General features: G+C 46.0%; 16 protein-coding genes. 1 reads left to right on the forward strand and 15 read right to left on the reverse strand.

Going from position 1 to position 14,188, the window contains the following annotated elements; all coding sequences use genetic code 11:
* Position 1: 1 nt before the first annotated feature.
* The 11 genes from ACYQ2N_RS07520 to ACYQ2N_RS07570 form a co-directional block, all read right to left on the reverse strand.
* On the reverse strand, positions 2-913 hold the full coding sequence (locus ACYQ2N_RS07520; protein ID WP_459998548.1) for a DUF2971 domain-containing protein: 912 nt from the start codon (positions 911-913) through the stop codon (positions 2-4).
* Positions 901-1,383 carry an ArpU family phage packaging/lysis transcriptional regulator gene (locus ACYQ2N_RS07525; RefSeq protein ID WP_459998549.1) on the reverse strand — a complete coding sequence of 161 codons (483 nt, stop codon included), beginning with the start codon at positions 1,381-1,383 and terminating at the stop codon, positions 901-903. The genes ACYQ2N_RS07520 and ACYQ2N_RS07525 overlap by 13 nt, the downstream gene beginning before the upstream one ends.
* A 27-nt stretch (positions 1,384-1,410) precedes the next feature.
* Complete coding sequence (locus ACYQ2N_RS07530; RefSeq protein ID WP_459998551.1) at positions 1,411-1,797, reverse strand: hypothetical protein; 387 nt, start codon at positions 1,795-1,797, stop codon at positions 1,411-1,413.
* A gap of 129 nt (positions 1,798-1,926) precedes the next feature.
* Positions 1,927-2,376 carry an ASCH domain-containing protein gene (locus ACYQ2N_RS07535; RefSeq protein ID WP_459998553.1) on the reverse strand — a complete coding sequence of 150 codons (450 nt, stop codon included), beginning with the start codon at positions 2,374-2,376 and terminating at the stop codon, positions 1,927-1,929.
* A gap of 5 nt (positions 2,377-2,381) precedes the next feature.
* Positions 2,382-2,786: a RusA family crossover junction endodeoxyribonuclease gene (locus ACYQ2N_RS07540; protein WP_459998554.1), complete on the reverse strand. Its 405-nt coding sequence runs from the start codon at positions 2,784-2,786 to the stop codon at positions 2,382-2,384.
* A gap of 12 nt (positions 2,787-2,798) precedes the next feature.
* Complete coding sequence (locus tag ACYQ2N_RS07545) at positions 2,799-3,755, reverse strand: DnaD domain-containing protein (protein ID WP_459998555.1); 957 nt, start codon at positions 3,753-3,755, stop codon at positions 2,799-2,801.
* Between the two features lie 23 nt (positions 3,756-3,778).
* Entirely contained in the window at positions 3,779-4,834 is a 1,056-nt protein-coding gene (locus ACYQ2N_RS07550) for a DUF3102 domain-containing protein (protein WP_459998556.1), read from the reverse strand.
* A 15-nt stretch (positions 4,835-4,849) separates the two neighbouring features.
* Positions 4,850-6,790, reverse strand: a complete 1,941-nt coding sequence (locus ACYQ2N_RS07555; protein WP_459998558.1) for a PcfJ domain-containing protein — start codon at positions 6,788-6,790, stop codon at positions 4,850-4,852.
* Between the two features lie 13 nt (positions 6,791-6,803).
* Positions 6,804-7,163: a hypothetical protein gene (locus ACYQ2N_RS07560; RefSeq protein ID WP_459998559.1), complete on the reverse strand. Its 360-nt coding sequence runs from the start codon at positions 7,161-7,163 to the stop codon at positions 6,804-6,806.
* A 107-nt stretch (positions 7,164-7,270) separates the two neighbouring features.
* Positions 7,271-7,747 carry a DUF551 domain-containing protein gene (locus tag ACYQ2N_RS07565; RefSeq protein WP_459998560.1) on the reverse strand — a complete coding sequence of 159 codons (477 nt, stop codon included), beginning with the start codon at positions 7,745-7,747 and terminating at the stop codon, positions 7,271-7,273.
* A 298-nt stretch (positions 7,748-8,045) separates the two neighbouring features.
* Positions 8,046-8,195, reverse strand: a complete 150-nt coding sequence (locus ACYQ2N_RS07570) for an FmdB family zinc ribbon protein (protein ID WP_459998561.1) — start codon at positions 8,193-8,195, stop codon at positions 8,046-8,048.
* Positions 8,196-8,259: 64 nt separating this feature from the next.
* Between ACYQ2N_RS07570 and ACYQ2N_RS07575 the strand changes: the two genes are divergently transcribed.
* Entirely contained in the window at positions 8,260-8,439 is a 180-nt protein-coding gene (locus ACYQ2N_RS07575) for a hypothetical protein (RefSeq protein WP_459998563.1), read from the forward strand.
* On the opposite strand, the gene ACYQ2N_RS07580 is transcribed toward ACYQ2N_RS07575, so the two are convergent.
* The 4 genes from ACYQ2N_RS07580 to ACYQ2N_RS07595 all read right to left on the reverse strand — a co-directional run bounded on the left by ACYQ2N_RS07580 (position 8,440) and on the right by ACYQ2N_RS07595 (position 14,158).
* Positions 8,440-8,940 carry a J domain-containing protein gene (locus tag ACYQ2N_RS07580; protein WP_459998564.1) on the reverse strand — a complete coding sequence of 167 codons (501 nt, stop codon included), beginning with the start codon at positions 8,938-8,940 and terminating at the stop codon, positions 8,440-8,442. It lies immediately after the preceding gene.
* A 214-nt stretch (positions 8,941-9,154) separates the two neighbouring features.
* Positions 9,155-11,035 carry an ATP-dependent helicase gene (locus ACYQ2N_RS07585; RefSeq protein ID WP_459998565.1) on the reverse strand — a complete coding sequence of 627 codons (1,881 nt, stop codon included), beginning with the start codon at positions 11,033-11,035 and terminating at the stop codon, positions 9,155-9,157.
* On the reverse strand, positions 11,028-13,241 hold the full coding sequence (locus ACYQ2N_RS07590) for an AAA family ATPase (RefSeq protein ID WP_459998566.1): 2,214 nt from the start codon (positions 13,239-13,241) through the stop codon (positions 11,028-11,030). Before ACYQ2N_RS07590 ends, ACYQ2N_RS07585 begins: the two co-directional genes overlap by 8 nt.
* Positions 13,238-14,158 carry a hypothetical protein gene (locus ACYQ2N_RS07595; protein ID WP_459998568.1) on the reverse strand — a complete coding sequence of 307 codons (921 nt, stop codon included), beginning with the start codon at positions 14,156-14,158 and terminating at the stop codon, positions 13,238-13,240. The genes ACYQ2N_RS07590 and ACYQ2N_RS07595 overlap by 4 nt, the downstream gene beginning before the upstream one ends.
* Between the last annotated feature and the right edge of the window lie 30 nt (positions 14,159-14,188).

Consider the following 14,188-nt stretch of genomic DNA (forward strand, 5'->3'; position numbering starts at 1 on the left):
GCTATCTAATTTTTATTTCAGTTGGTACTACATTTTGTGGATAATGATTTTTCATTAGAAACTCTTTCATGCCACTCATTGCTATTTCTGGATGTAATTTAGGTCCGACAGTTATCACGGATAATGGTATTCCCTCTTCTTTTGTGGTTAAATCCCTTATTAGTGGAATTCCGATATATGGAATAAATACTCCGTTTTTGACTCTATAATTAACAAGATTATCCTCGATATTTGGTATATCAGGCCAGAATACATATCTATACTCTTGCTCTGGCCAGAAATGATGACTTTTGAAAAATGGAGAATAAAGATATAAACGTGTACACGTTTCTCTTATCTCTGCGAAAAATTCTACAGTGAGTTGTCCCTTCCATTTGCCACAAAGTTTATTTATTTCACCTTGAATAATCTCTTTCTGTTTATTGGGATCGTAAATAACCATGCCATGAAATAATTTATATTTCATTCTTAAGGCTTGCGTTTCAGCCAGATTATTTAAGATAGACATGTCTAAACCAATATTATATCCATTAAACTTGGCATAGTTTGACCAAAGTATTAAAGAATCGGCATTATATGATAGGGATAATATGTACAAATGTATTTTCCATTCTAAGAACTCCTTTAATAAACCCGCTGCAATTTCCTTATTAATCTGTTGACTAAGTTCATGCAAAATCTCCGGAACTTTTTTCAGTTCAGAACTATCATCTAGAAAGTCACCACGAGAAACCCAAAATTCTTTAGAATCAAATATATTCATTAGCGATTGCGCATCCGAATAATGATATAGAATTCCGTGATAATATCGTTGAAGCTCAAGCGATTCCACATCAATACACCCCAAGCTTAAATTAAACTTTGGTAATGTATGTTTTCGCCATTTAAAATTAATCTCCTTTATTCCCTCCACCCCAACTCCTCAAAACTAATTTGCTCCTGCGTAACATAACCAAACATCACTGCCGACGCTGCCACCAACTTATCCTTTTCCCGGTAATACGACCTTACAGCCATATTGAGTTCCTTCGCAATCTGCCAATCCTTCATGTATCCTTCCATGTACTTAAGTCTGATTAATTCTTTCCCTTCTTTACTAAAGGTAGCGAACACTTTCTCTATCTGCATGTTCTTCATCCTGAGGAAGCCGATTTCCTGCTCCAGCTGCCAACGCTGGCCGGCATAACCGCCTGTCTGATCTCCTACGGCTCCCGAGGAATGGCCCGGGCTTAGACTGACATGAGTCGTTTGACTTGGAAAACGCACTTCTAACTCCATTAGCTTGTTTTCCAGACGCACCTTATCCAGAGGATAATTCGAGAACCGACGCACCGTCAGCCGGTACCACTCCGGTTTTTCTCTTTTGGCAACTGCTCCGTCCAAGCCCTTTCCCTCCTCTTAGTTATTCCTTTATCCCAATTTTTCAGCTAGTGACAGATCTGTTCTTACTCTAGGCGTATATATCCTCTGGCTCTGGTACTCCTCAGTTTTTTTCATACTGGACAACACCTTAAACAGACTAATCTTCAGCTGCTTATTGCAATCTATAAAATCCCTTAGATGGCTATTGATCTCCATCTGATCTTTTAGCTTCCGCCGGCGCTGCCGTACCTGTTGAAGTTGTTTACAGAGTTGATAGCCTCGGCAGGCGTCAAACTTAGTGAGCTCAATTTCGTGCAGTAGGTCTTGTATTTCTTGTTCGCATGTTTTCAGATCATCGACCCAGGTGTCCCAGTCTTTTTCGATGGTGTTCAGTGTATCGAGAAAATCCCTAGCGGTCTGAATTGAATTTGTCATTCTTTCTTCACCGCCCCTCTAATCCTCTCCCACCGGCATTCGTCTACACGCGTGTAAGCGCACTCCGCTTTATCTTTGCACCCAGCGCACTGGCAGGCTTGTCCTTTACATTGACGGCAATTACACATCTTAATTCTCCTTCCACTCCCATAAACCCAGTGCACCTTTGGCTGGCACCGGTTTTTCTAAGGGCTTGATGTTTTCTAAGATCCAACCATAACGTCCTAGGCTGAAGTCACCAAACGGAAGATCGGTCCCAATCTGCTTTTGAGTTAAATCATCGGTCGGTATACAGTCAACCAAATCGCATGTGGCGATAATAAATCCTCTCGGTAAACGCTTTTCGTCCACTCCAGGCCATGATTTCGCGGTAAAATCTAATGCTTCTCCGACCAGTGGGGCCAATCCACCTTGTATTTGCCAAAAACTCAATAATGTAAACTGCTCCGAAGTCCATTTCTTCGATGCGTGAATTGCTAACGGCCCTCTGTACCTTGTCGCCCAGCTGCGGGTTTCAATTTTCTTGGCTCCCGTCGCAATCAAGGAAGCCCATGGCTGCAGTAAAGAAATTGCCTTCAACCTGATCACCTCTCCCACTCCGTTATCCAAACTTCCGTTCGCGGCTGCAGTCGGTCCACCTTAAAATCTGGCTGTGGCAGCCTAAGCACTTGCGCGTTATCCTCCGCGATTATCCCGGACTTTCTCAGGCCGTCCAAAAGAAACTTGGGTGCATAATTGTCCGGATCCCTGCGCCGGTTGTAACGAAAGTAATACACAAGCTGCACTTGTGCCTTCTCTATCCTGGGGATTTTATTGGCTAGCGCCAGGAGCCTGAGATTATTCGTCATTTCAAGCACTATACGATGCCTCTCCGTCCAAAACTTCCGCGACCACTCATTGAGGCTTGGCGGAAGCTCCGGCACACAAATCCAGATCGAAAGCTGCGGACCCAGATTTACCCTTGCGTCCCATTTTACCGCGCTTAACATATGATCACCTCGTCAGAGATAAAAGTTTTCGTACTTATCCGGGCTCGGCTGCCCCCGGGAATTCGCATGTGCCGGCGCGGTTTTTCCTCGTCGCTTGTGTTCTTTTTGGCTAGCACGCTCTGTTTCCCGGGCTTTTACTTGATCGACAGTCAATACTCCGTTATCAAGCCAGTCAATCATGATGGCACGGAGATAATTTAGATTACGTGCATTGGCAGCCAAGCACTGTCTAAGTCCCTCGACGACAAGACTATCGGGTTCAGGGCTCTCACGGGATACAAAGGAATCACACCAGCCGATAATTGTGTCTGCTTCTCCTGGGGCTAGCATCCGGCCCCAATGCTTCTCAGCCCAAGCTACTGCCTCGGTTCCGATATCCTTAGGCTTGTCCACGCTTACGGTATTTTCTGATACACTTTCCCCGGTTTCGAGCACGTTTTCCTGGCTTTCGGTAACACTTTCGCTAATTCCCTGCGCAGCTGCAGCAACTTCCTCACGCGCGTTGTTGTTGTTATTATCCAAGTCAAAGGATAAGGGATGAGGAATGTAAGGATAAGGATTGTAAGCCTGACTCGTTCCGGAAATTCCGTTACTAGCCGTGTAATTTTCACGGCTTTCCACGGTTGAGCCGTGACTTTTCACGGCAGAAGGAGAGGGAATTTCACTGGGCGCTTCTTTTGGGTGCGGCTTCTGGTGTTTTGAGAAGTTTATGATCTGTATGTAATGCTTCTCTTCGACTTCGTAGCGTAGGATGAAGCCGGATTCGTGAAGTTCCTGTAAGTACTGATCCACATCGCAATCATCATACGGCAATATGACTGCCTTGATCTTTTTGGGCCTATCCTCCAAGCGGCCTTCCCTGTCAGCCTGACCCCAGAGCCCAATGAAAAGCAGTCTAGCCAAAGGATGTAGATCAGCTAATTCTTCATTATCGAAAAAACTGGGTTTAATGTTTCGTGTGCGCGCCACCGATATCCCTCCCATGACACTAATTACAGTCGTTCAGACATCTTTCCAATGAGTTTGTTTACAGCGGTTTTATATTCCTCACGCTTTTCATGATCAGTGATCTCTGCCAGTGCTTTTAATAGGTCGTTAAATCCTTTAACCAATGAATCAAAATAAACCTTGAACTTGAGAATCTCCTCATTGCCTCGCTGATCAGGCCTTGCTTCAAACTCATGTGCCTTTTTCCTAAGTTCCTCGAGTTCACGTTCAACCTCTTCCGGCACTCTTTCGATAATCGGTGCGGCCGTGACCTCAATTGGCTGTTTCAATTCTTCGGTAAGTCTCTCTACTTGTGTTTTAGCCTCTTTGAGTTCAGCCTGCAGCTGCGCCAACATTTCATCCGAAGCACCATTTGCCTTCGCCTCTCTTAATAAGTTGGCCAGACGCTCGACTTCTGCCTTGGATTGATGCTTTTCCTTTTCCAGTGCCTCTTGGAGCATTTTTACATCAGCTTGAGTATCACGAAGAACTTTATCTGTAACACGCAGATCTGATTCCATTTGCTGCTTTTCATCAAGTAATTTCCGAGCCTCCTCGGCTTGTTCTTCAGCTATGCGTTTTGCGTTATCAGCAATCTTCCTGTCCCTTACCCAGTTGGACTCAATCTCCCTAAGCTTGGCCTCCAGTTCCTGTTTTTCCTTAATCGCCTGCTGCAGTTCACGTGTAGACATGCTGTCTATGTCATGCTCCTTAATGAACTGGTCTCTTTCATCTCGAGGGAGCCCGAGAAGAGCCACAGCCTGGGTATAGCTCAAATTTCCAAGCGCTTGGGATTTTGCATTATTATCGAAAAGCGCTAACTGATTGGAACCGTACTCCTCAAATATTCGCATGAGATTATTTGCAGTGCTTTGAGAGTAATCAACTGATTTTTCAAGCCATTCACCCCACTGTCCATGCGGGAGCATTGACTTGGCTTCAGCAAGGCGGCGACCAATTTCAATGCTGTTGAAGAGAACCATTTTGCGGGTCTGCTCTTTGATACTGTTTATCTCAGTTGCGATAAGGGACGGTGATCTCTCCATGATTAGTTCGTTCATCGCAGATCCTCCTTCTTATGCCGGGACCATTATCCGGACTTTATTTTCCTGACTCTTTGGTTTCAACCTCTTCAGAAATTCATTAGCAAATTTCCGCACTTCCGGCGGCGCAGGCTTGTTACTGAATCCATACAGCTGCCCAATCATCAGATTTTTCATATCGATTTCCAGCGTGAAGAACGGAGCTTTAGGCTCTGCAATTTTTCTCACAAAAAAAATCATCCGTGTTCCGGCCATATGGCTTTTCCAGTAGTGCTCACCGCCCACACAATGCTTTAGGGATTGACCTTCCTTAACCAAGTCGCTGCGCAGCTGTGGATAGACAATACAAAAATCGCCTTTATAGAAATCTGGCATGCCTACATACAGCTTTTTAATCGCCTGCTTGAACTTCCTATCTTCCTTCTTCGCCTTGATCAGGTTAAAGCGAGCCACAATCTGGTCATGAGCCTCTTGAAGATCACTAGGGAATCGTACGGATTTCCTGGATAAATCAACCTTTAAGGTTTCAGACATGCTCAAATAGTCTTTATAGAGCCTTAAGTAATAGCCAAATTGTTCCTTGCGTCTCCCAAGCTGCTTCTGTTTATGAAAATAATTGACAAATCGCTCAAATGACATGGATTGAAGCATCTTGGAAATATACTGAATTTCATAAGGGTATGGATCCAACTGGCGCAGCTTCTCAAATAAAGACTCATTGACCCAGGTTTTTGACAGCTTAATGATTTGATGTTCAGTTGGAGTAACGTTGTATTTCCGATACATGGGGAGATACTGTTTGCTGACACCAAGCATTCCCGAGAAACCAATGCCTTTGGATAAATCAAATTGCCATAGTCTTGCTGCCAATTCTATTAAGCCAAGCTTAAAAAGATATTCAGCGGCCGGAGTATTTTTAAGATTGTCTAGTAATGACATAAAGTCGACCTTACCAGAACCTTTCAGGCCGGCTTGCAGATCAACACGGTAGTAAGGGTTCCCGAAAACTTCTGTTAGGTTGTTCGTATAGACGAATGATTCACCGTAATGAACAGTTCCGTTCTTTTGGCGGTACCACTCCCAGCCCCAAGCGTTTATGGACTGATATTTATAGGCATAAATGACTGGCCCCTTAGGCGTTTTAAGATAGAGATTCCGATAGTAATCTTCAAATGAATAGCGGACTTCACCCTCGATATAAGTTCGGGTAATTTTAGTCCATCGGATCAATAGCTGATTCCGGACATTATAAGCAATACATATTTGGGCCTTATCCGTTGGTCCACCGCTTCTCCATCCTGAGCGATATTTGCCTTTCATTTGGCAGGTGGGGCAGGATCCGTTACCACCTGTTCTTTCTTCTTTGGGTACCACAAATTCATGACCACAGTGGCCACAGGCCGCTTTCCTGGACCCCTTTTGAATTTTTGAGATGAAAATATACGTGAATCCAAAGACGTTTGTTTCGCAGAATTTTTTAAGATCAGGCGGGTAGTCCGGAAACATTGCGAAGTGCGATTTCATTTTGGAATACTTTCTATCCATTGCCTGTGCTTGTTTCTCTGCATTAATTCCTTTTGCAAAGTAGTCCATCTCATCTATGATTCCCGGCCTGTAACGCCATGACTCTTGTCTAATCTTTAAGAATTCGTGGGCAAGCTTGATATCGCGCTCTGAGGCGTCAATATCCCAGCTGCTCGACCATGAATCTTCAAGAAGATTGCTGGGTATATTTTTGCACCATTGTTTAGCCGGCCATTCTCGGCAGGCCAGGAAGGATTTCCCGTCTGAAACAAAGCGGAGCTTCAGGTTTTTATCCTCTCTGAGAAAGATATCAATGAAAAGGATTTTACCGGATCTCTCCAGGTTTAAAACCTGAATAGAGGCAACATATTTATCTGATTTTTTCTCTTTCGGTGGGAGGCCCGGGTAATTCTGAATAGGTATTTGTTCCAACTCTTTCTTATAAAGCATCAGCCAACCTCCCTTATAACAAATCTTCCAGCCTTATATCAAAGCTAGGAGTTTGTTTTGTTGGCTCTGCCGGCGCTGGTGCGATATCAGTCATGGATGCCGGTTTCCCTTTTATCCCAAAGTATTTAAGCACAACCTCAAAGCCTTCCTCATCCGTAAGCACGGCGCAATTGCCGGACTTTTTTTTCTCGGCTACCTTACGCATCTCATCTAGGCTCTTGCCGATCGTTTTTTCAGTAACCATGATTTTCTCGGCATCCTGAGGATGGCAGTTGATATGTTGGAGCAAGAAGCCTCCGACAACCTGAACGTAAGTATTGCTTTTATTTGAGTCCATTTCGGTTTTCAGTTTGCTAATCGCATTTTCTAACATCGCTTTCTCTCCTTATCCGCACCCCAGCTTTATTCCGCAGTTCCGGCATTGGTCACACGTTCCGGTCGGGACTATGTTGGTACTACCACAGATTGGGCAGGGTTCACTCATCGTTGCACCTCCGGTATCTCATCCCATTCTCGGCCATCCAATAAGCGGCCAGATCTCTTTTTGCCAACTTTCCCGCCCCCTATCTCTGATTCAGGCGGTTCAGGCAATGGTCGCCAATGGGTGATTGATTCTGTAATAAATCCAGTATTATCAGGAATGCCGTGCCAATTGCCATCCATATACTCCGCTCTAAATATGCCATCTCCATCCGAGACCAATACCATTGTGTATTCCTCTGGCAATTGTTCACTTACAGATATCCAGCAATTATCCGTTTTGCCCTTGGCAAGCTCAGCTACTTCATCTGGACTTAATCCGGTTTCTTCATAAAGTGCGAGCCTCTCAAATGCATCCCGAACACATAAGAGAGTATTATAGGAACCCTCCAAAGCTTGTTCATCATTTTTTACATTGACTAAATACACCATGTTGTTTTTAGGGCTTCTTGCTGTCAGGCGCTCAAGCTTATTCATAATTTCTCCTGCCTTTCTTTCCATCTCCAATACCTCACGCTCACCCGAAGGCTCACATCCGCAATCCGGAAGGCCTTATTCGTGTTTCCGGAACAATATTCTTCCCATGCCCATCTCCGAAGTTGGTGATATAAGGGAGGATGAATGCTTGCCATCATACCGCCTCCACCATCTCAAAATCGACCACCCCATTTGGCTTGGCGAATAGAACCGACTTTCCACCGGCATTTACCACGCCGCCTGGTTTGGGTTTTCTCGCGTTTGCGGATTGGTTCAACATGTTCGGGTTTGAAGAGAATCATTCCACATCTACCGCCTCACCAACATCCTCCAGAAAATCATCAATATGGCATAACGGGCAATCGACAACGGCGTGATCCTCAAATTCCTGGTCAACCGCAAATTTCACTTCGCAATGTGTACAACGGTAAACGTAATATTTACTCACGATTTTTCTCCCCCCGCATATTTCCGCGCATCCAGGGCTTAATAGAACTAAGGAAGGTGCTGGCATGGGCGGAATACTTAAACTTGAAATATCCGATGACAAGAATGTACTTGAGATTTTCGAAGGCGAACCCGGTAAACTTACTCTTGCGATGTACCCAGACGATCCCAAGGACCAAACTTATCTTGAGATCGTCACGGATACAGGGGAGTTTATGGGGCTGCTAAAGCGATTGCTCGGGTAATCACTGTTCGAAATATCTCATTGCTTTTTCAGCCGCGTCTCTAAGCTTCATAAAATCCTCTTCCGTTCCGCCGGCATCCGGATGCATCGTCTTGGCCAGCTGCCGGTACCGTTCTTTCACGTCCTCCGGGCCCGCGGGGATCTGTTCGTACCCAAGGAACCGGAAGAAACTCGGCACTTCCACCGGGGGCGGGAGATATTTCATTCCCGCCACCCATGTGCTTAGCTCGTAGATCCCACGCTCGACCATACGCGCCAGATCCTCCAGCGCCAGCACGACCTGCGCGAATGCGTCAGAGCCATATCTTAGTTCAACTCCCCGGGCCTTAGCCTTTTCGATACTATGTTCGAATCGGTAAAGTTGGTTCCGGTACCTGAATTCCACCCAGCAGCCAAAGCGATCAAAATTGTAGTTGAAGTCCTTGATTTCTAGACGCTCCATGACTCTGGACAGCTTCTGCTCGTAGTTGTCCGCTGCGCCATATTGCTTCTTCGCGCCCATTAGCTCACCATCCCTACCCTAGGCTTATACTCGCATCCATGCGGCCGCTCAGTACATCTCTCGCAATTCAGAAAGCAAGCCTCCCCGCCACAGATCAGAACATTCAATCCGTCCATTGTATCCCGCATGGGCTTCGCACAGCTTAGACATTTGCACTGAGTCGTGGCCTTGGAAACAGAGTTTTTAGTATATCGGTTGGGCATTTTGCGCCCGGCTAATCCAGCCATTCGAACCCCACCGCCTTTTCTAATGGCTTACTGGCTTCTTTAGCGGGCTCGACCTGTATTTCCCGGATAAACTGACTTTCTGGTTGTGTAATTATTGGTCCCCGGGGATAAGCTGGCTTTTGCTCAGGCCTGGTAAGGTACAGGCGATCCTTCGCCCGAGTAATCGATACATAGAACAGGCGGCGCTCTTCTTCCAAATCATCTGCTTTATGGCTGGGGAAGGTATTTTGGTTCATCCCGACCACAAACACCACCGGGAATTCAAGGCCCTTGGAAGCGTGAACCGTCATAAGCTTCACTGCATCAACTTTTTCCTGAACCAATTTTTCCTGAAGGTCCTTTGTCTTGAGCCATTTTAGGAAGTAATATATACCAACCGATTCGCCTAATTCATCTTGGACACTCTGCCAGCGCTTGACTTCCTCCAGCATTTTCTTCAGATTTTCAGCGCGGTTGGCCAGATCCTTAGAGAGGTAATAACTATTTAATCCAATAAGCAACATTACTCTTTTGATTAATTCAATTGCAGTGTCCGCTTCCTCGGTGAAGCTTTTAATTAAATCGAGAAGTTGGCAGAAATCTATTGCCCCTGAAATGCTAGATGACCTCATGGTCTCCATTAGGCTTTTTCCAGATTCGATGGATCTATAGTCAAGAATTGAAAGGCTTAGATCTGCTATTCTGATTTCAGGAAAGTTCACAACTCTTCGAACAAGCGTGTCGTTTTCTGGATTGAGCGCTGCCTCGATAAGGTTCGTAAGGCTTCGGATATCAGGTTTTTTGAAAACATCATCGGAGTTGGTGACAATTTGGGCGGGAATCTGATGTCTGTCTAAGTTGTCCTTGATGACCAGCAGTTGCCGGTTAGTCCTTGCAAGGATGGCGATATCTGACCAATTCCCAAAGTTGAATTTCCGGGCTATCTCGTCGGCGATAAGTTCAGCTTCAATCTCTTCATTCCGGACCGTTACCCTTATGATGGGATCCCCCGGCCGATCACTGATCAACACCTTTTTCGTTTGGTTTTCATTGTGGCCAATTAATTCATTGGCTGCGGTAACGATCTCGCGTGTTGAGCGGTAGTTTCGCTCCAACTTAATCACTTCACATCCCGGGTGCCGGTCGGGAAACTCGATAATGTTTTGGACGTTTGCCCCCCGCCAACCATAGATGCTTTGAAAATCGTCACCGACGACAAAGAGGTTCTCCGGGTTGAGCAGCTGGATTATTTCGAATTGGATATCGTTAGTGTCTTGAAACTCATCGACAAAAACATACCGGTACCGGTTCTGCAGTTCCCGCTGCGCCTGGTCGAAAGTCAAAACATCCCGCGTCGAGACCAGTAGGCCATCAAGGTCGATTGCATTATTCCTGGCCAAACGGTTATGATACTCTGCCACCACCTTAGCTACCGGTAAGTCCGCGTCAATCTCCGAATAAAGATTATCCAAGACATCCTGGAGCTTGACTTTCTTATAACCCAGCTCATCGATACAGGAACGGATAATGGCCGTCCGGTCATCTTCGTCATAAATGGTAAAATTGGAATCCAAGCCAACTGTATTGCCCAACTCCCGGAGCACCCGGACGCAGAAACTATGAAATGTCCCTACAGTCAGCTTCTGTCCCTCGCTTATCCCTACCAGCTGCATAACCCGCTCTTTCATTTCCTTAGCCGCCAATCGGGTGAAGGTAAGCGCCAGCATGTTGCTGGTACCCACCCTATGTTCTTGATGAAGATGAGCCATGCGATGAGTCAAGACCCGGGTCTTTCCGGATCCGGCACCGGCCAAGCAGAGGATCACCGGATTTTGGGAAATAACCGCCTGCAGCTGCTGCTCGTTTAATCCATCAAGAAGACTAGGCACTTTGCTTCACCTCCCCAATGGTCTCGATGCCTAAATCAGTGACACCCCATTCTTTGAGCTCCGGGAGCAAAGTCTTTTCTTCCGTGCCGGCAATCCAATGGTGCTCGTAAACATCAACCACGCCAGAGAGGATGATGTTATCTAATTTGCCTGAGAGCTTGTCCATACCGATCAGTACCCGGCGGAAGTTTGCGCGGTCCAGGTTCTCTATGTTATCAATAGCTAAGACTTTCAGTGGCGGATTAGCCCTATCCAGGAAAGTAACCAGCATAGCAATAAGGAGTAGGAGCTGCTGGCCAGTGCTGAGAGCATCAAAATTGCGTTCTTCGCCAAAGCGGTCCCGCCAGCCAAATTGAAAGACTTCCTTCCCCGTATCCGATTCGGTGGAGAAGTAGAATTCCCGGTCGATGTCCATAATACCCAGATTAGCTTGAATGTCGGAGCGGATTGGTTCGAGAATTCCTTTGACCAATTCTCCTTGTAAGCCTTTGGCACCCAATGAATCTAACAAATCTTTTAAGCTTTGAGCATGATAAGTAGCAGTCTTGGAATCAATCATGCTGGACTTGAGGTTACTGAGAGTGGTCTTGGCTTTTTCTTGTTCCTCAAGCTTAACTTTTATTATTGTGATCTGCCCTCGAATGCCTTCCCTCTGCTTTTCGAGAATATCCAGTGGTGCAATAGGTTCCGCCGGTTGATTTTGCAGGCGCTGCAATTCTGTCCGGAGCATCCGGATTTGATCATCCCACCTGGCCCGAGCGTTAGCCATTGCCGACTTCTGCCCTTCCAACTCGGCAATGGCCTTCCTAGCTGTTTCATTCGCCTGGTTAATCTCAGACTGCTCGCGGAGGATGGCATTTTTCTTTACCTCAATATTAGCTTTGTTTGTTTCGAGCATTTTCCGTTCCTGGGTCAGCTCCTGAAGTGCCAGCTCTTGATCCGTTTTACGGTGCTCCAGTTGATCTATTTCTTTTTGGAAAACATCAAGCGCCCGCGAGAAGTCTTTATCGCAACCAATCTTGGGATGAATCACGCATACTGACTGCTGGCCTTGTGTTCTGTTGTTTTGGATTTCTTCGATTTTTGCCAGCGTTTGCCGCAGTACTTCTTGATTGGCCTGGACTTGAGCCAGGGCCAGATTGATCTCTCGTTCCTGATTGCGAAGGGTTTCAAGGCGGCTATTGGTTACTTCGAGTAATTTGTCCTGGGCCTTCATGAATGATCCAGTATCGCGTTCCCGGATCCGGCCCTGCCATTCACTGATAGCTTTATCAAGCTCCTCCATATTGTCATCAATAATGGTGTTCTCGAGCTTCTTGATTTCCTCTTGAAGCTCGGAAATCCGGGCCATTCGCTGATCGATAATGCGTTTGCGCTCTCGATCCTGGGCTAACTGTGCTTCCACTGTGGTAAGCTGTTGCTGCAGCTCCTCGAGTTCGGCTTTATGTTGGACAATATTTCGGTCAGTCTCAGTTAACTGGTTTTTCAGGTCAGCAAGCTTTTTTACAGCACCCTCTGCATTTTTCTTCTCAGCGTTCCAATGCGTTTGCTTGGCCTTGGCCCAGTCGATCATCGCCTGCAGACCGGCTTGAATATCATAGCTCTCCGGATACTGCTTCATGGCATCGCTGATGAGATTAACCATAATCCGGTATTGGTCCGGATTATTGACCTCAAGTTCGGTTGTGAGCAAATGCTCCGTGAGGTAGCTCATTACCTTAGATCGATCCCATGTTTCCGTCCGAATTGCCGAAAGACTGTAAATAAATTCACGACGCTTGGTATCAGATAGAGTGAGGAATTCGTTAAAATCCAACATTACGGGAAAGCTCCCAACCTCGACTGCGATCCGAGCCTCCTTATCGGCTGCCTTTTTCTCCCCCCGACTAGGCGAGAGAGTGATCTCCTGTGAAACCGTCACATTGTTGGCTCCATCCTTACCGCTCTTCTCCGAACGGGTAAAAGTGCGGGCAAAGGATAATCGATCCGTCACTAATCCGACGGTCATATGATCGGAGCTGGCCAACTTAAATGTTTCTGCCGGCAGCTTCCCTTTTCCGGGTACATATCCGAGAAGAGAGATCCCAAGAGCCTGTATCCGCGTGGTCTTGCCTACGCCATTGGGACCAACGATGATGTCTTTACCAGTCAGAGCCTGGGACTTTGTCTGCCCCTTGATATCGCACATGGTTATCTCTTTGATCACAAAAGGCTACCTCCACTAAAGAGGGAATCCTGGGCGCCCTCCTCTACTTCTGTTCCAGCTACAGCATCCTCCTCGGTGGCAACTTCGGTATTCTCAATAATTTCGACTCGTTTGTTATTAAGAGTAAGAGGCTCACCATCCGCTGCTTTCTGCGCAATATCCAGGAGTTCTTCTTTCGAGAAATCATGGGTAAAGCCTATCACTGGTACCATCGCAGTTTTCCCTTTTTCCGGGCCTTGGGCATCCACATAAACCATACTAAGCGCCGGGTGTTTTTTCATGACATTACGTTCAGCTATTGTTTGGGCTTTGCGTTCAGCAAAGAGTTTATTTTGTACGAAGGTTTCGATAGCCTTAAGTACTTCCTTATTGCTAAAATCAGCCCACACCCCTAAGTCACCTTCAATCTGATAAAAGACACCTTTTTGTTTTTCCGTATCAGTCAACATGGATTTGAGACACATCCGGCCAGCTGCAGAATTATATTGAACTTTTTTGACCAGGTCCTGAATGAAATACATTTGAATATCATAAAGCAGTGTCGAACTGGTGATTGTGAGGTTGCCGATTGGGCTCAACCCGATTGCCATTTTCTTGACCCATACTTTTGAGATGGTACCTGACTCTGGATCAATAATGGGGTAAGGATTTACTACTACGCTTCCGTCGGGGAGAGTCAGTTTATCAGGAGTAATAATTGAGATTCCGGCAATTTTATTGAGCTCGTTATATCCGCCGGCCGTAATCATGACTTTGCCCGATACCTCGGCCAGATGGCCTTTCTTTTCCTCAAGCTTCATTTGTGCCTTAACCGCTTTGACCATGCCGCTATCTGTACGCTTAACGAAAACCTTGCCATCCCCCAGGACTGCCAACTCTTGTGTTTGTTTTTGTACTTGCTCTTGTGGTACTGACATTTCTTTTTCCTCGCTCTCATTTATTTATTC

The sequence above is a fragment of the Paradesulfitobacterium aromaticivorans genome (assembly GCF_054657415.1).